The sequence below is a fragment of the Roseibium sp. MMSF_3544 genome (genome assembly GCF_030732845.1).
Taxonomy (GTDB): Bacteria; Pseudomonadota; Alphaproteobacteria; order Rhizobiales; family Stappiaceae; genus Roseibium.
In genome coordinates this window covers 192,862-208,544 of sequence record NZ_JASHKA010000011.1, presented here as the reverse complement: position 1 = coordinate 208,544, position 15,683 = coordinate 192,862, and the positions used below count along the sequence as shown (strand labels likewise).

General features: G+C 56.7%; 15 protein-coding genes. 6 read left to right on the top strand and 9 right to left on the bottom strand.

The features are described from left to right. Window positions 1-180: 180 nt before the first annotated feature. On the top strand, window positions 181-753 hold the full coding sequence (locus RBB47_RS17570) for a DUF6653 family protein (RefSeq protein ID WP_371932809.1): 573 nt from the start codon (window positions 181-183) through the stop codon (window positions 751-753). 74 nt (window positions 754-827) lie between these two features. Here the strand turns inward: RBB47_RS17570 and speB are convergent, their stop codons facing one another. Beyond that, window positions 828-1,787, bottom strand: coding sequence for an agmatinase (gene speB, locus RBB47_RS17565; protein WP_305987159.1), 960 nt, complete (start codon window positions 1,785-1,787; stop codon window positions 828-830). Window positions 1,788-2,061: 274 nt separating this feature from the next. On the opposite strand from speB, the gene guaD reads away from it, so the two are divergent. Together guaD and RBB47_RS17555 are read left to right on the top strand one after the other, a co-directional pair. Further along, window positions 2,062-3,369, top strand: a complete 1,308-nt coding sequence (gene guaD, locus RBB47_RS17560; RefSeq protein WP_305987158.1) for a guanine deaminase — start codon at window positions 2,062-2,064, stop codon at window positions 3,367-3,369. Window positions 3,370-3,527: 158 nt separating this feature from the next. Beyond that, window positions 3,528-4,034 (top strand): hypothetical protein, encoded by a 507-nt coding sequence (locus RBB47_RS17555; protein ID WP_305987157.1) that lies wholly within the window; start codon window positions 3,528-3,530, stop codon window positions 4,032-4,034. On the opposite strand, the gene RBB47_RS17550 is transcribed toward RBB47_RS17555, so the two are convergent. Further along, window positions 4,004-5,401, bottom strand: a complete 1,398-nt coding sequence (locus tag RBB47_RS17550; protein WP_305987156.1) for an MATE family efflux transporter — start codon at window positions 5,399-5,401, stop codon at window positions 4,004-4,006. The two genes, RBB47_RS17555 and RBB47_RS17550, sit on opposite strands and share 31 nt — an antisense overlap. A 370-nt stretch (window positions 5,402-5,771) precedes the next feature. After that, window positions 5,772-6,521, bottom strand: coding sequence for an SDR family oxidoreductase (locus RBB47_RS17545; RefSeq protein ID WP_305987155.1), 750 nt, complete (start codon window positions 6,519-6,521; stop codon window positions 5,772-5,774). 112 nt (window positions 6,522-6,633) lie between these two features. Between RBB47_RS17545 and RBB47_RS17540 the strand changes: the two genes are divergently transcribed. Next, complete coding sequence (locus RBB47_RS17540) at window positions 6,634-7,527, top strand: LysR substrate-binding domain-containing protein (RefSeq protein WP_305987154.1); 894 nt, start codon at window positions 6,634-6,636, stop codon at window positions 7,525-7,527. A gap of 125 nt (window positions 7,528-7,652) precedes the next feature. Here RBB47_RS17540 and rpsI read toward each other — a convergent pair whose 3' ends face one another. The 4 genes from rpsI to RBB47_RS17520 form a co-directional block, all read right to left on the bottom strand. Next, complete coding sequence (rpsI, locus tag RBB47_RS17535; protein WP_305987153.1) at window positions 7,653-8,129, bottom strand: 30S ribosomal protein S9; 477 nt, start codon at window positions 8,127-8,129, stop codon at window positions 7,653-7,655. Window positions 8,130-8,131: 2 nt separating this feature from the next. Further along, window positions 8,132-8,599: a 50S ribosomal protein L13 gene (gene rplM / locus RBB47_RS17530; protein ID WP_305987152.1), complete on the bottom strand. Its 468-nt coding sequence runs from the start codon at window positions 8,597-8,599 to the stop codon at window positions 8,132-8,134. Window positions 8,600-8,850: 251 nt separating this feature from the next. Continuing rightward, window positions 8,851-9,282, bottom strand: a complete 432-nt coding sequence (locus RBB47_RS17525) for a PaaI family thioesterase (protein WP_305987151.1) — start codon at window positions 9,280-9,282, stop codon at window positions 8,851-8,853. A gap of 93 nt (window positions 9,283-9,375) precedes the next feature. After that, window positions 9,376-10,350 (bottom strand): DMT family transporter, encoded by a 975-nt coding sequence (locus RBB47_RS17520; protein WP_305987150.1) that lies wholly within the window; start codon window positions 10,348-10,350, stop codon window positions 9,376-9,378. A 256-nt stretch (window positions 10,351-10,606) separates the two neighbouring features. Between RBB47_RS17520 and RBB47_RS17515 the strand changes: the two genes are divergently transcribed. After that, a complete protein-coding gene (locus tag RBB47_RS17515; protein ID WP_305987149.1) occupies window positions 10,607-11,095 on the top strand; it encodes a hypothetical protein in 489 nt (162 codons plus the stop codon). Window positions 11,096-11,541: 446 nt separating this feature from the next. Here RBB47_RS17515 and bmt read toward each other — a convergent pair whose 3' ends face one another. Next, window positions 11,542-12,573: a betaine--homocysteine S-methyltransferase gene (gene bmt / locus RBB47_RS17510; RefSeq protein WP_305987148.1), complete on the bottom strand. Its 1,032-nt coding sequence runs from the start codon at window positions 12,571-12,573 to the stop codon at window positions 11,542-11,544. A gap of 146 nt (window positions 12,574-12,719) precedes the next feature. Continuing rightward, entirely contained in the window at window positions 12,720-15,281 is a 2,562-nt protein-coding gene (locus RBB47_RS17505) for an FAD-dependent oxidoreductase (protein ID WP_305987147.1), read from the bottom strand. 31 nt (window positions 15,282-15,312) lie between these two features. On the opposite strand from RBB47_RS17505, the gene RBB47_RS17500 reads away from it, so the two are divergent. Beyond that, window positions 15,313-15,630, top strand: a complete 318-nt coding sequence (locus RBB47_RS17500; RefSeq protein ID WP_305987146.1) for a hypothetical protein — start codon at window positions 15,313-15,315, stop codon at window positions 15,628-15,630. Window positions 15,631-15,683: the final 53 nt, after the last annotated feature.

The window sequence follows — 15,683 nt, the reverse complement described above, 5'->3', positions numbered from 1 at the left end:
GCCGGAACAGTCCATCGAGCTACCAAACTCAAGTGCTAAGGCTCAAACGATCGTTGCGGTGCTACGTCAGTTTCTCGTTCGTGCTTGCTACATTCAAACAATCGAGCGGCATTCTTGCAATTGCCAAGCCTCCGGGTCTGGGAGTATGATCGCGCTTCGTCCGTGAGCACAGCGTCAGTCATGCAAACCAGTCACCGTTATCGTTTTCCAAACGTCCAACATCCGCAGGACAGTGCTTACCCCGCGAGTTCCAGCCTGCTGCACTTGAGATCAGGCAGCAGCGCCCCGGCATCCCCACTCACAGTATTGGCAAAAACAGCCGCTCCAGCGCTGTTGACAGCGATTTTGTGGCTGCAGGGATGGATTGGAACAACCGCTTCAATCACGATCGCCATCCTTGCCCTTGCCGCGCTGATCGCGCTGCCGCGCCTTCAAGCGGCAAGCAGCGGTCAAGAAAACTGGGCTGCCAAGATCTGTTTTGGCGAAAGGATCTTCCTGAACAGACTGCTCATTCCAATTCCTTCCACGCTCGGTGCGCGAATTACGACGCTCTATCTGGTGTTCTGGGCCGGATTGATCATTGCCCTGCTGGGCGGTGTGAGCGCCTCGGTTCTCCTATCTGTGACCGGACTGGTTGTCGCCTACAGCGCTCAACTCGTCTATTTCCAAAAGCTGATCGAACTTTTTCGGCAAATGAACGACAAGGTCCCGCTTTACAGGTTCTGGTCGTCCGTTCCGGGAAATGACAATTGACCTTCAGTACTGGGTCTAACTGATACCGCCGAGATTTCGCTGAGCCGGGTATCAGTCGAACGCTGCTATCACTTTCAGCCAGCGTTTCGCTTTTCAGCCAACAGCCCGATATAGGTCAGCGCAACGCTTGCACCGGCAATTGACGTGATATCGGCATGATCATAGGCCGGGGCAACCTCGACGACGTCTCCTCCGACAAAATCCAACGCGCCGAGCCCCCGCAATATCGAAAGCGCCTCGCGGGAGGACAGTCCTCCGGAGACAGGCGTTCCTGTCCCGGGCGCAAAAGCCGGGTCGAGACAATCGATATCGAAAGTCATGTAGGCCGGCCCCGGTCCGACGCGTTTCAGAATGCGATCGATGACGCCTCTGATGCCAAGGTCGTCCATCTCCTCGCCGAAGATAATCTCGATACCGCAGGTTTCCGGTGCGTGTGTGCGAATACCAACTTGAATGGATCTGTCGGGATCAATCAGGCCTTCCCTTACCGCCCGTCCGGTAAACGTTCCGTGGTCGATCCTGTCGCCTTCATCCGGCCAGGTATCCTGATGTGCATCGAACTGGACGAGCGCCATCGGTCCATGCTTGGCCGCATGCGCTTTCAACAGCGGGTAAGTCACGAAATGATCGCCACCGATGGAAAACAAGTGCGTGTCCGTTGCAAGAATATCGGCGGCCTGAGCTTCGATGTGACCCGGAACATCCGCGTTGCGGCCGTAGTCAAAGACACAATCGCCGTAGTCAACGCAAGCAAGCCCTTCAAACGGGTCGATATGAAACGGATATTGAGGATCCCCGTCGAAAATGGCGGATGCCCGGCGAACGCCCTGGGGCCCAAATCGTGCGCCAGGACGGTTGGACACCGAAGCGTCGAAAGGAATGCCCCAAACTGCCAGGTCGACTCCTTCCAGATCACGGCTGTACCGCCGCCGCATGAAGGACAGTGTTCCCGCATAGGTCGGCTCATGCGAACCGTGTTTGACGGATGCTCCTAGGAAGGCGTTGTCCGTCGGGCGGGGAAGATCTGCTGACATTGTGCGGGGTCCCAGTACTGCGCCAAATTGCCTGAGTTGGACGGCTGATCCGCCGCTCCGTTTCAATCTCGTTTTCATACCGGTCTTAACAGAGGAGATAACCGGCTGCCAATCGAAACGATCGCGGCGGAAATGACCACGGCCGAATGAACCAGCTGGCATCACCACCACTTTTCAACAAGGAAGAGCCAGACCATTGTCGGCAGATGCCGACAGGACTAATACTGGTCTGCTTTGTTTCCAAATCACCCAGATCGATCAAGGACGCGACGCTGTGTCAGACCAGAACACAAAAATCCTGCGCGGCAGAACGCTCACCTTCCACGACGTTCCCAACGGCCCGGACGAAAAACACACTTTCTCCTTCGAAGAAGACGGCGCGTTGTTGATAGAGGGTGGCAAGATCATAGCCAGAGGCCCATTTGCCGACATCGCCGCCGATGCGCCAGACGGAACACAGATTGTCGACCATCGGCCTCATCTGATTTTGCCGGGCTTCATCGACACGCATATCCACTTTCCGCAAGCCCAGGTGATCGCCTCATGGGCGGACCAGCTTCTGGACTGGCTAAACGACTACACGTTTCCGGCAGAGCTCAAGTTCGCCGACAAACACCATGCAGATCGTATCGCAAAAGGGTTTTATGACGCGCTGCTTGCGAACGGAACGACGACAGCGGTCGCTTATTGTTCAAGCCATCCGAATTCCGTCGACGCCTATTTCGAAGAGGCAGAGCGCCGCGGCATGATGATGCTTGGCGGCAAGACCATGATGGACCGCAATGCGCCGGCAGACCTGTGCGACACGGCCCAGAGTTCCTATGACGACAGCAAGGCCCTGCTCGAAAAATGGCACCAGAACGGGCGCGCCAGATATGTCATCACCCCGCGTTTTGCCATCACCTCTAGCCCTGAACAACTTGATGCGGCTGGCCGTCTTCTGAAAGAGCATCCCGACTGTCACCTTCAGACACATATCAACGAGAACCACAACGAAATCGCTTATACGCGCGAGCTTTATCCTGATGCCGCCCACTATCTGGGCGTCTATGAGAGCTTCGAGTTGCTTGGCCCGAAAACGCTTTTGGGTCACTGCATCCACATGACCGGACACGAGCTGCACGTCATGCGCGAGACCGGTTCGGTCGCTGTGTTCTGTCCGACATCCAATCTCTTTCTCGGAAGCGGTCTTTTCGACAAATCCGGAATTGAAGGCGCAGGCATCAAGACGGCTGTTGCAACGGATGTCGGCGGCGGCACCAATTATTCGATGCTGCGCACTTTGGACGAGGGCTACAAGATCCTGCAGCTTCAACGCCAGCGCATGCATCCGCTGACCAGTTTCTACTGGGCGACGCTCGGCAATGCCGATGCCCTGTCGCTCTCGGATCGCATTGGAACGCTCGATCCCGGAACGGACGCCGATATCGTTGTGCTGAACGCGAGGGCCACCAAACCCATGACTCTCAGAATGGAGACAATCGAGACGCTTTCCGAGGAGTTGTTCCTTTTGCAGACCCTTGGAGATGACCGCTGTGTCGACGAGACCTATGTTGCTGGGACAGCCTGTAAACCTGCCTGATATTCTCAAGTGCGATCTTTCAACATAAATTGTTGAATGCAGATCATTAGCGCTTAAATTGCAAAAGAACATTCACAAGTATTCTGCACTTTATGTCCATCCTGAGTTGGCTTTTTTCCCGGAAAAAACCCCCGCAAGTCTACCTTGGCGACGTTCACATGCGTCTTGACTGGAACATCGTCAGTTCCTTTTGCGAGCTGTTCGGTACAACTGTCGGCCGGCAACCCGATTCAGAAGACCTGAGACGCTATTTTTCATCTGCCTTGAACCTTGATGCCTTCATGCCGAATGACCCCAACATGTCCGGCGGCCATCTGTTCCATCTGGCGATCACAGATCTCAGGTATGGATATTTCGGCCCCTTCGAGGCAAACGACTATTGGGTCCCGATCATCGTGCGTCCCTCGATAACCGTTAGAGGTTTCCTGGTTGATATCGACACGGGAAGCGTACTTGCAGAACAGCAACTGACCCAAAAGCCGCCCTGGATCAGGTACAAGAATCCTGTGTTTCTAGCATGGAGCTTCTTTCTGGGGCATACGGACCCGGACGCTGCACAGCCTATGGGTGACATGGCCGCAATCAAGGTTTTGAAGAAACTAAAAACGCTTGCTGAAAAGCAGGCGAAAGTTGATCACCTTCTGGCAAAAAACAGGATCACCTGACGTGCCTGGCGCTGGAAGAGCCCGGGACCTTTCGGCTCCTCGTGGTGCAGCTCGACATCCTTGATCACGTTTCGCACCATCAAGAGTGCCAGAATGCCGAAGACGACGCCGCCCGCAGCCTGGCCGATAAGCACACCCGGGGCTCCAAAATAGGTACTGCCGAGCCAGACAAAAGGGATCGTGCCGAGCGTGTGACGGCCCCAGTTCATCCAGGTCGAATAGAAAGGACGCCCGAGATTGTTGAAAAAGGCGTTGGTGACGAAAAGCACGCCATTGAAGAAGAAGGCGAGCGCCAGCGGTCCGCAGAACAGGAAAATCAGCGTACGCGCGATGCCGTCAACCTCAAACAGCCGGACGATCGGTTCTCGCAGCAGAAAAAGGGCGAGCGCTGCGAGACCGACCACAAGCGCCGTAAAGAGCAGCGCTTCCCGCAATGTTGTGCGCACCCGGTCAAAACGCCCGGCGCCGTAGTTTTGGCCGACAATCGGTCCGACGGCACCAGAAAGGGCGAAAATCGTCGCAAAGGCCAAGGGTGACATACGGGCGACGACCGCCATGCCGGCAACTGCGTCTTCGCCATAGTCCGCCATCGAACGCGTGACCCAGGCCTGACCCACGGGCGTTGCCAACTGGGTCAGGATGGCGGGAAAGGCGATCGCCGAGATCGGCGGCAGGTCCTTGAAGAGCTGCAAAGGGCGCGGCAGGCTGAGACCGCCGTGGTAGCGGAAAATCGGAAGGAGCGCGTAAAAGGCGATGGCAAAGCGGGACGCAGCACTTGCCAGTGCCGCGCCCGTCAACTCCAGTTCCAGACCAAAGATGAGGATCGGATCGAGGACCGCATTGACCAGCCCGGCGATGATGGTCGACATCATCGCGCGCCTCGCGTCTCCGTGCGCACGCAGGATCGCGCCGCCAGCCATGCCAAGCAGAAGAAACGGCAACGTCGGCACGATGATGGCGAGGTAATGCACGGCAAGCCCGTGCGTTTCGTCCCTCGCCCCGATCAGATCGACCAGGATATCCAGGGAAAACCAGACCGCCACAGCAAAGACGGCAGCGAACATGAACCCGACGGTCAGCGCATTCGACGCTCGCTGGCGGGCCCTTTCCTTGTCCCCGGCCCCAAGCGCCTGGGCCACAAGCGCACCGGCCGCAATCGCGACCCCGATATTGAAGGACGTGGTGAAAAACAGAATTGCGCCTGCATATCCAATGGCAGCAGCCAGCTCGTCCTTGCCGAGCATGGAGATGAAAATCATGTCGACAAAGTCGACGGCAAAGATCGCCATCAGTCCGACGGAGGACGTCAACGACATCACCGTGACATGGTGGAACAGATTGCCTTGTAGAAATCGTGCCTGGGACATGGGGCCTGATTGATGTCAGCGTACCGGGACAGGCCAAAGGCTTGGGTGCGCATTGAAGATCGGGTCCAATCACCACTAGGGTAAGGAAGTCTTGTGATCAACCCGCCTAGCAATAGAGACGAAAAAGACCCGACAGAGATTATCCGGCGGGACCTTTGGATCTAGAGAAACCCCGACACGGCGATCTCGGACGGTCGCATGCAAAGATCGACAATCGATTGATCCAGCTCATCTCTTAGAGCTCACAGCGCTCCGGAAACAGTTGCATGTCATTCCCACACTCTGGGCTGACATTCGACCCCGACAGTAGCTCGGACTTCTCTTTTGAGAACAAAGCTTGTCCCCTGCCTGCAGAAACGATCGTCACTTCCTATCGGACCGCACGGTTCATACCGCCGTCGGAAAGAATACTCTGGCCGTTGATGTAGCGGGCCTCCTCGGATGCAAGAAACACGCACAACTTGCCAATCTCCTCAAAAGTCGCCGCGCGCTGAGCAGGTATCGATTTCCGCGCGAATTCGGAAAGGTTCACGTTTTCGCAGAAACCTGGCATCAGGTTGTTCATACAGATGTTGTTGCGTGCATAGCGGTCACCATAGAGCTTGGCGAAGCTGTGCAACGTGCCTCGCAGCATGCTCATCGGATAAGGTGCACGCGGCTCAACAGTGTTCATGGACGAGATATTCACGAAATTGCCGCCGCCCTGGTCGATCATGATGGGCGTGACGATGCGTGCCAGCTTGACGACGTTCAGAACGTACATATCCAGGCTCTCATGCCAAAGTGAATCTGGCAGCTCGAGCAGCGGGCCGTCGAAATCGGGATTGAAACCAACGGTCAAGATTTCTTCGGGAACCGTTCCACCGTGCCCCATGTTGCTGACAACCGCATCAATCCGGCCGTATTTGCTCATGGTGTCGTCGACCATTGCTTGCAGATCGTCGGTGTCCAGAACCGAACCGCTTCGCCCGATGCCGCCGAGTTCCTGGGCAAGCTCGATACTCCGGTTTGACGGTGACATGAGCGAGACCTTGTACCCAGCCTTCGCCATTTCGCGCGCGCAACCGGCGCCGATCCCTTGACCGGTGCCCGTCATGAGCGCGACCTTTAGGTAAGCCATCAGCCTGCTCCCTTCATATTATGAGATTTCTTATAAGAACTGAGACTTAGAACCCTAAACCGCCCCTGAAAAGCGCGTTTATTTCCGCCTGATATGAGTTATTCTCATAGCTATGTCAGAACTCAGACACCTCAGGGCCCTGCAGGTTTTTGATACTGTGGCCAGCCATTCAAGTTTGACCAGGGCAGCTCACCTTCTTGGCGTCTCGCATGGTGCCGTGAGCAAGCAGGTCGCCCAACTCGAGAAATATCTGGGTGTTCTTCTGCTTCACAGACACGTCCGCGGCGTCGAATTGACCGATGCGGGCAAGCAGTTGTTCGTGGCTACGCAACAGGGGTTTGATGCGCTCGAACTCGGAGTGCGGAATGTCAGGCGGGAACCGAACAGAAAGTCGGTCACTATTTCGCTTTCGTCGTCTCTTGCAACCAAGTGGTTGGTTCCCAGACTTCCGGCGTTTAGAACCAGATATCCCGGTGTCGCAATGTTCCTGGATACCAACGACGATATTGTCGAATTTGAAAACAGCGAAATCGATGTTGCGCTGCGCTTCGGTGTCCCTGGATGGGGCAACCTCTACCATGAGCTGTTGGCAGACGAGGAACTGATCGTCGTCGCATCGCCGAAGCTGGTTTCTGGAGCGCAGTCGCCGATGGCGCCATCCGACATCGTGCGCTTGCCGCTGCTTCACGATCTCTTCAATCCGACATGGGGAGAATGGGCCAAGCAGGTTGAATTGGCTCCATCACACCTTGGGTCCGAAGAACTGATGTTCACGGACACTGCCGTGCTGATCGCAGCGGCCATTGACCGTCAGGGCGTGGCGCTTGCACGCAGGCTGCTTGTCGCGGACGATCTGGCGGCCAATCGGCTCGTCAGGCTGGACGAAACCATCGTTTCGACGGAAAGGTCGCTCTATTTCGTTTGCCGCCAGGGCGACCAGGACCGGGTCCCCATCCGGTCGTTCCGGAACTGGCTGCATGAGGTACAGCGCCCCCCGCAAGAATGATGGGAACCTTCCAGGAACCGTCGTCCCAGGAAAGGACTCTGGGAGCAGCTCCAGTCGAGACAAATAAATACGGCGTCCCCAACGATGAGAACGCCGTACAGATTGTTGTTTTGTGTGTTCTTCGCTTAGCGCTTGGAGAACTGGAACGAACGACGTGCCTTGCGCTTACCGAATTTCTTACGCTCGACAACGCGGCTGTCGCGGGTGAGGAAGCCGTTCTTCTTCAGAACGCCGCGCAGCTCCGGCTCGTAATGTGTCAGAGCCTTGGACAGGCCGTGGCGGACAGCGCCAGCCTGACCGGAGAGACCACCGCCGGTGACCGTTGCAACAACGTCATACTGGCCGTCGCGATCGGTCAGCATGATCGGCTGACGCAGGATCATCTGCAGAACCGGGCGAGCGAAATACTCGGTGAAGTCCTTGCCGTTGACGGAAATCTTGCCGGTACCCGGTTTGATCCAGACGCGTGCAATCGCATCCTTACGTTTGCCGGTTGCGTAGGCGCGGCCCTGTGCGTCCAGTTTCTGGACGTGGACCGGTGCTTCGGGGGCTGCGGTTTCGACCGCGCCGCCCAGTTCTTCCAGGGATTGCAGCTCAGCCATTGTTAAGCCCTCTTGCCGTCATTTTTTGCGTTGAGGCCCTTCACGTCGACCAGTTCAGGCGACTGAGCTTCATGCGGGTGGTTCGGACCAGCGTAAACCTTCAGGTTCTTGAGCTGTTTGTTGGACAGCGGGCCGCCCGGCATCATGCGCTGAACAGCTTTTTCCAGAACACGCTCGGGGAAACGGCCTTCCAGAATGCCGCGCGCAGTGCGCTCCTTGATGCCGCCCGGGTGACCGGTGTGCCAGTAGTATATCTTGTTGTCGTACTTGCGGCCGGTAAGAACCACTTTGTCGGCATTGATGACAACGATGTTGTCGCCGGTGTCGACATGAGGCGTGTAGGTCGGCAGATGCTTGCCGCGCAGATGGTTGGCGATGTAGGCGGCAAGACGGCCGACAACCATGCCTTCTGCGTCGATCAAGATCCACTTTTTCTCGACCTCAGCCGGCTTGGCAGAGAAGGTCTTCATGTGATTGATCCAACTTGGTCGGTTAAAGAAAGGGCCCGCGCGGCTGCAGGTGAGCCAGCGAACGGACCCTGAATTCGTTCGAGGCAGCTTATACGCCGCGTCAAAAATGACGTCAAGATCGAATTTTCACATAGCTTCTTATTTTTCTCAATACTTTCAATAAGTTATAAAAACGGTATTCTGTTACCGTATAATTCTGATGTTAAACTCGTGGTTCTTTCGATTTATGAAACTGTCCAAACCCGTTCCCCTCAGCGCGGCGGTACCGAATAGGTCGCAGTTGCATGCGCTACCAGTTCCTCTTCCCCCTCCCCGGCAATCCCGCATTCAACAACGGCCAGCCTTTTGCCGAGCTTTAAAAGCCGGCATGTGCCCAGGAGATCACCCGGCTGTGGTTTGCGCAGGAAATTGATGTTGAAGTTGGTTGTAACCGCAAGTGCCACCGGGCCGATATGGGCGAGGATAACGACGTAGGCTGCCAGGTCCGCAAGTGCCATCATGGAAGGTCCGGAAATCGTGCCGCCTGGACGCAGGTGCACATCCGTTGCCGTAAGGCGCATGACGGCTTCGCCTTCCGAAACACTTTCAACGGAATAGGCGCGGCCACCGGCGTGGATCTGGGGAAACTCCTTGTCGAGAAATCTGACGATCTCCGTCGCTGTCATCACTTGCTGCATCGCCACCCCCTACTCCATTCTAAACGCATCCGTTATTTGGCTTGCTTTTACGTAAACGTCAAAAGGAACTGAATGCAAGAGCAGCTTTTCGAGAAATGACTATTCAGCCGGTTTTCTCACTCGTCCGTGGCCATTCTTCAAAGCCAACGTACTTCTTAGTGCGTAGATGCCGCCAGCGACGATAAGCAGACTGCCGATGATCGTGGTGGTCGAGGGAACCGAATTCCAGAAGAGCCAGCCCCAAAGAACTGCAAAGGGAAGCGAACTGTATTCGAATGGGGCAACAATACTTGCCTTGGCCAGCCGGTAGGCCTGGCTGATACACAAGAACCCAACCGTGGCGATGATGCCGAGACCGAAAATCAGCAGCGCCTGTTTGGCTGTCGGCACCGTCCAGGCCCGAAAAAGATACTGGAAACTGGGGTGGTCAAAAGCGTCCATCCAGCCGGACCCGAACAAAACGGCCGTTGTCCCGCTCAAGGCCACGAAGGCAATCTGGGAATAAAATGTCATTGTCAGCGCGCTTTCCGTCGCTCCCAGCCTCCGTGCCAGAAGACTTTGCGCGCTGTAGGCGAGCGCGGCGCCCAGCGCCAGCAGCATCGCCGGGTCAAGACCTTCAAAACCTGGTCTTGCAACAAACAGAACGCCGCTGAAACCGACCAGGATGGCAGCCCATGTCTTTTTACCAACAGCCTCTCCCAACAGGGGAGCGGCGAGCGCTACGACAAACAGCGGGCTCGTGTAATAAAGGGGCATCGCGTCGGCGAGAGACAAAACGGCAAGCGCCATCGAAAAAGTCGTGAAGCAGGTGAACCCGGCAATCCCACGCAGCAGGCACAAGACCGGCTGCCGTGTTGCAAATGCCCTCCATCCGCCTGCCCGTGACAGCAGCATCGCGACAATCGCGAGCGTTACCAGACCGCGGAAAAAAATGACCTCCTGCAACGCGATCTGACTGCTGAACAGTTTCATGATCACGTCCTGCAGCGAGAACACGCTGAGCCCGAGGATCAGGAAGAGAATGCCCTGAACAGTCGTGAAATCGGTTTCGATTGTTGCTGAGGTTCGAGACATTGTGACATTGCGATCGTGCTAAGCGGCTTCTTGCGATTGTGTGAGACCTCAAAGGTCAAATCGGCTACGACCGTACTTACTCTTAGTGGTTACGAGCCGCTCGCGTGATAACGACCTTATTTGTCGGGACTGAACCGTCGCCTCCTGCCGATGTGCTTCTAAAGGTGTTCCAAGACCGATAAGTTGCGAGCATGAAAGGGTGTCTTCGGTAGCAAACACGAAGCCCAGTCGCCAGGATATGGAGGATTGAGTGGTAATGAGAACCAGAGCAGCGTCTTCCCTCGCCGCAACCGCATTGCTCGGTGCGACTTTGTCTGTCAGCGCGACGGCTGCCGACTGGACCTACATGGACGACCGGTCGAGCCCGCAGAAGCTGGTTGAAAGCTACTACTATGCGATCAGCAACCGCTACTACGTTCAGGCTTACAGCTATTTCCGGCAAAGCGCGGCACCGCAGGACTTTGAAAGCTGGGCCAAAGGCTACGCGGACACAAAGTCCGTTTCCGTCAAATTCGGTTCGACCGCGCCGGATCCGGGAGCCGGACAAATCTACTGGGCACTGCCGGTTGTTATCGAGGCCATTCAGACCGACGGCAAATCCAAGGTCTATATCGGCTGCTACAAGATACACATGACCAATCTCGGCATGCAGACCGACCCGCCCTACGAGCCCATGGGGATCGATTCGGCCTCTCTGAAGGAAACGACGCAGTCTTTCAAGGATGCCCAGCCTGGGAGTTGCTGATTAATGTGACCGGAAAAACGAGCCCTCGCCCAGCGCATTCGCGCCATTTGCCTCGATACGCCTCATACTGAAGAACCGCGCCAACGGCGTTTCGAAGGATGGGCCGCTTGCGCTGCTGTCTGCCGCCTATCCTTCGAGACAGCGCTGTGCGCTTCCTCAGGATGAAGTTGAGGAGGCTTCCAAATCGTGGCCACTCATCATTATTCGTGATTCCAGACAAGTGCCGCAATGCTGCGCGTTGATCCGGAATAATTGATAAAGTCCGGGGAGTCACGCGTGCTGAAACAAAATCCTCATCCTGAGGAGCCGTGCCAGCGGCGTCTCGAAGGATAGGCTGCTTGCGCCTGAGACAACCGCGCACCGTGCAAGAGAGACCTGCCGGTCCTTCTAAGGATGAAGTTTAGTAAATTCTGTATTGTCCGCAATTTCCAGCATCGGCAGTCAGCTCAGCCTCGGCGGCGACCTCGGCGGCGGCCGGACCCGGCAGAGGCTTCGCTCTCGGCGCGGGCAGCGTCGGCTGCCTTGTTGGGAGGCGAAACAAGCGGACCGATTTCGTTCACGACTTCGTCGAGTGTCGGTCGTTCACCGGGCTCATGCGTGTCCAGTGCACGCCGCATGGCCTCGAGATGAACCTGCGTTGTTCCGCAACATCCACCGATAATGCGTGCACCAGCGTCAAGCGCCATATGCGTGTATTTGGCCATCAGCTCCGGCGTGCCGGTGTAGACAACTTCGTCGCCGCGGATCTGCGGAATGCCACAATTGGCTTTCGCCACCACGATTGCATCCGGGTACGCCTCGGTGATTTCCATGATCGACGCCAGCAGATCAGATGCTCCAACCCCGCAATTTGAGCCAAAGGCAACAGGAGTAGCCGCAAATTCCGACTGCAGGTCACCCAGACCCTTGGGAGGAACGCCCATCATGGTTTTGCCCGCGGTATCGAAACTTGCCGTGATCACCAGCGGCAGATCGAATTCCTGAGCCGCTTCGGCGACCGCCTTCATCTCTTCCACAGCGGACATCGTCTCTGCCCACAAGAGATCAGCACCGCCTTCGACGAGGCCCTCGATCTGCTCGCGAAAAGCTGCGACACCGTCCTCGTAGCTGAGAGCACCCAGCGGTTGAAACAATTCGCCGGTCGGTCCGATCGAGCCGGCGATCAGAACCTCTTGCTCAACGGTCGCGGTAATTTCCGCTGCCAGTTTCACACCGGCGATGTTGAGCTCTTTCACCCTGGCTTCGGCATTGTGCAGCTTCAAACGGTGACGGTTGCATCCGAATGTATTGGTCAAGAGGATGTCTGCACCTGCGTCGACAAAGGATTGGTGCAGCGCCCGGATCTTGTCCGGCTCATCCGTGTTCCAGAGCTCCGGTGCATCACCGGAAAGGAGACCCATTTCGAAGAGATTTGTCCCCGTTGCTCCGTCAGCAAGCAGTGCCCCCTTGCGGGCAAGGAGCTCTTCCAGTTTGGACATTTGGCAGTCTTTCAGATTTGACGTTCTTTGGAGCCTGCAATAGCAGAACCCGCGTGGAAGTCCACGCGGGTTTTCACTGTTTCCATCGAGATTTTCCACCAGCCACAGGTACGCGACAACCGCTTACCCGATCTGCCCCAGCGGCATCAGCTTCTTGGCTTCAGGTTCTCCGGATCGTAGAGCGGTTGGTATCCGACACCGGCGACTTCCACCGGATAGGTCTCCGACATGTATTCGACTGTCAGCATGCGGCCGACCTGGCAGTAATCCTGCGGCAGATAAGCAAGCGCGATGTTCTTGCCGATCGTCGGCCCAAAGGCGACCGAAGTCGTGTAGGAAATACGCCCCAGGCTGTCGACCAGCGTCTTGCCGGTTTCCGGATCCATGACGGGCATGGCGCCGACCGGATAACGCTTGACCCCATTTGAGTCCGTGTTCTCCGTCATGACCAGGGTGCACAGCATGGCAGGCTGTTGCTCCCGCGCACGATATTCGAGATGCTTTGCCTTGCCGCGGAAGTCGGCTTCCTTCACTTTCGGACGGGCAAGATCCGCCTCGTAAAGATTATACTGGGTCAAGAGGTCTGCATTCTGCAGGCGCAAGCTCTTTTCCATGCGCCGCGAGTTGGCATATGTTTCAACACCGACAGCCATGATGCCGGCACCGCGCAAAGCATCCCAGACCGCGAGGCCGTCCTCAAACTTCATGTGCAGTTCCCAGCCCTGTTCGCCGACATAGGACAGACGAAGCGCCGAAACGGGTTTGCCGGCAATTTCGATCTGGCGGATTGCGGCAAAGGGGAAGTTCTCCGGATCAAGCGCGGCCGGATCAGACACGACCTTTTTCAGGTTTTCACGAGCATTGGGACCCCAGATACCGATCGTCGTGAACTGTTCGCTCACGTCAGTCACCTTAACATCCAGGCCCTTGTCCTCAGCGACGCGCTTTACGTAACGGTAGTCGCGAGGTCCGGCGTCAGCGCCATCGACGATACGGCAGCGGTCTTCCATGCGGAACACGGTAAGGTCCGCACGGACATTGCCTTCGTCATCAAGAAAATGGGTGTAGATGCCTTTACCGATATTGTTGTCACCGCCTATCTTCGCGGCGCAAAGCCACTCCAGCAACTCGACATGATCGGGACCTTCAACGTCGAACATATAAAAGTGCGACAGGTTGATAATGCCGCAGTCGTCGCTCAGCGCGAGCTGTTCGGCATTGGAAACACGCCAGAAGTGGCGGTTGTCCCATTCCGCCTCGCGGACAGGCACCTTGTTACCGTATTTCTCCAGAAGGTGTTCGTTGGCCGCATAACCGTGCGCGCGCTCCCAACCGCCGAGTTCCATGAAATGTCCGCCGAGTTCGACTTCGCGTTCATAGAACGGTGAGCGCTTGACGCCCCGACCGCTTGCATAGGGTTCACGCGGGTGAATCGCCGGGAAGTAGATCTTCTGGGCGGCTTCGTAGCACCGGCCCTCGATGAACTCTTCGGTGAGCTGGTGGGAATAAAAACGCGAATAGTCGATTGTTGCGTGGTCGATTTCCGTACGGCCGTCCGTAATCCAGTCCGCGATCAGTTTGCCGTAGCCCGGACCGTCCTTGACCCAGATGGCAATGCAGTACCAAAGACCGCGCACTTTCTGGCTTTCACCGCAGGAGGGTCCGCCGGCGGCCGAAACCTGCAAGAGACCATTGTAGGAGTGACTTTCGTTATATCCGATCTCGCCCAGGATCGGCGTCAGCTCCATGGCCCGCTCAAGCGGCTCCATGACCTGTTCCATCTCAAGGTCGCGTTGCGAGGGCGACAGGCGGGCCTGATCCTTTTCCAGAATGTCGCGCGGATGGCAGAGACGCGGATGAGTCGGTTCGTAATAGCCCCACTCGATCTGACCGCCTTCAGACGTCTTCGGATCTCCTGTGTCGCGCATATAGGCAGAGTTGCCCTGGTCGCGCAGCAGCGGATACCCGATGTCCTTGCCCGTTCCCTCGAACTCGTTATAGGGACCGAAAAATGTGAGCGGGTGGTCGACCGGCATGACCGGGAGGTCTTCGCCGACCATGTTGGCGATCAAACGGCCCCACAGACCGGCGCAGACAATGACATGATCCGCCAGGATCGTGCCGCGATGTGTCACCACCCCCTTGATGCGTCCGTCTTCAACGAGAAGAGACTGAGCGGGCGTATTGGCGAATGCCTTCAGCTTGCCGCTTTTTTCCGCCTGATCGACAAGTTTTCCGGCAACCGTCTGGGACCGAGGGATAACCAGACCCGCGTCGGGATCCCACATACCGCCCTGGACCATGTCTTCTTCTATGAGCGGAAACTTTTCTTTGATCTCGGCAGGAGTGACCAGACGCACATTGGTTCCGAAAGCCTTGCCGGAAGTCACCTTTCGCTTGATTTCCTCCATCCAGGTGTCGTCGCCCGCGCGAGCGACCTCAAGGCCACCGACGCGCGCGTAGTGGCCCATCTTTTCGAAGAAGTCGATGGAATACTGGGTTGTCCAAACTGACAGGTAATCGTGGCTTGTCGTGTAACAGAAATCGGATGCGTGCGCCGTTGACCCGATGTCTGTCGGGATGCCGGACTTGTCGATGCCAACGATATCGTTCCAGCCGCGCTCGATCAGGTGATGCGCAACGGATGCGCCAACGATGCCGCCCAGACCGACGATGACGATTTGTGCCCTGTCAGGAAATGCTGACATCTTCCATTCCTTTTCCATAAAGCGGGAGCGTGTGCCAATATCACGCTTCCTGCAGCTTAAGACATCCACGACGGAATTCCCGGAACAAATTCCGGTCCATCTGACGGCGAGCCCGCACCGGGTCTCGATCTTTGGCGCGCAGTATCGCGACAGATCAAATGAGGAAATAGCGCGAATGCGTCATGGCGGCATTATCACCACGACACGCGCCGGCAAAAACCGGATGCTGATTGTCAGCACCGCCTTCCGCGCCGCCAACGCGATCCTTGCTCCTCTTTCCCATTTCCAGCATTTCGAGATGCGAAACGAAGGCCCGGATACGGCTTTGGCCGGCATTTCTGTCTTTTGAGACAAGGAATATCTGCGAAAAGCGATTCAAAGTGGCGACGAACGGACTTGCGG

Coding starts and splice junctions, on each gene's coding strand:
- RBB47_RS17570 (WP_371932809.1), top strand. CDS start 181: ATGCAAACCAGTCACCGTTATCGTTTTCCAAACGTCCAACATCCGCAG.
- speB (WP_305987159.1), bottom strand. CDS start 1,787: ATGTCAGCAGATCTTCCCCGCCCGACGGACAACGCCTTCCTAGGAGCA.
- RBB47_RS17555 (WP_305987157.1), top strand. CDS start 3,528: ATGCGTCTTGACTGGAACATCGTCAGTTCCTTTTGCGAGCTGTTCGGT.
- RBB47_RS17550 (WP_305987156.1), bottom strand. CDS start 5,401: ATGTCCCAGGCACGATTTCTACAAGGCAATCTGTTCCACCATGTCACG.
- RBB47_RS17545 (WP_305987155.1), bottom strand. CDS start 6,521: ATGGCTTACCTAAAGGTCGCGCTCATGACGGGCACCGGTCAAGGGATC.
- RBB47_RS17540 (WP_305987154.1), top strand. CDS start 6,634: ATGTCAGAACTCAGACACCTCAGGGCCCTGCAGGTTTTTGATACTGTG.
- rpsI (WP_305987153.1), bottom strand. CDS start 8,129: ATGGCTGAGCTGCAATCCCTGGAAGAACTGGGCGGCGCGGTCGAAACC.
- rplM (WP_305987152.1), bottom strand. CDS start 8,599: ATGAAGACCTTCTCTGCCAAGCCGGCTGAGGTCGAGAAAAAGTGGATC.
- RBB47_RS17520 (WP_305987150.1), bottom strand. CDS start 10,350: ATGTCTCGAACCTCAGCAACAATCGAAACCGATTTCACGACTGTTCAG.
- RBB47_RS17515 (WP_305987149.1), top strand. CDS start 10,607: ATGAGAACCAGAGCAGCGTCTTCCCTCGCCGCAACCGCATTGCTCGGT.
- bmt (WP_305987148.1), bottom strand. CDS start 12,573: ATGTCCAAACTGGAAGAGCTCCTTGCCCGCAAGGGGGCACTGCTTGCT.
- RBB47_RS17505 (WP_305987147.1), bottom strand. CDS start 15,281: ATGTCAGCATTTCCTGACAGGGCACAAATCGTCATCGTCGGTCTGGGC.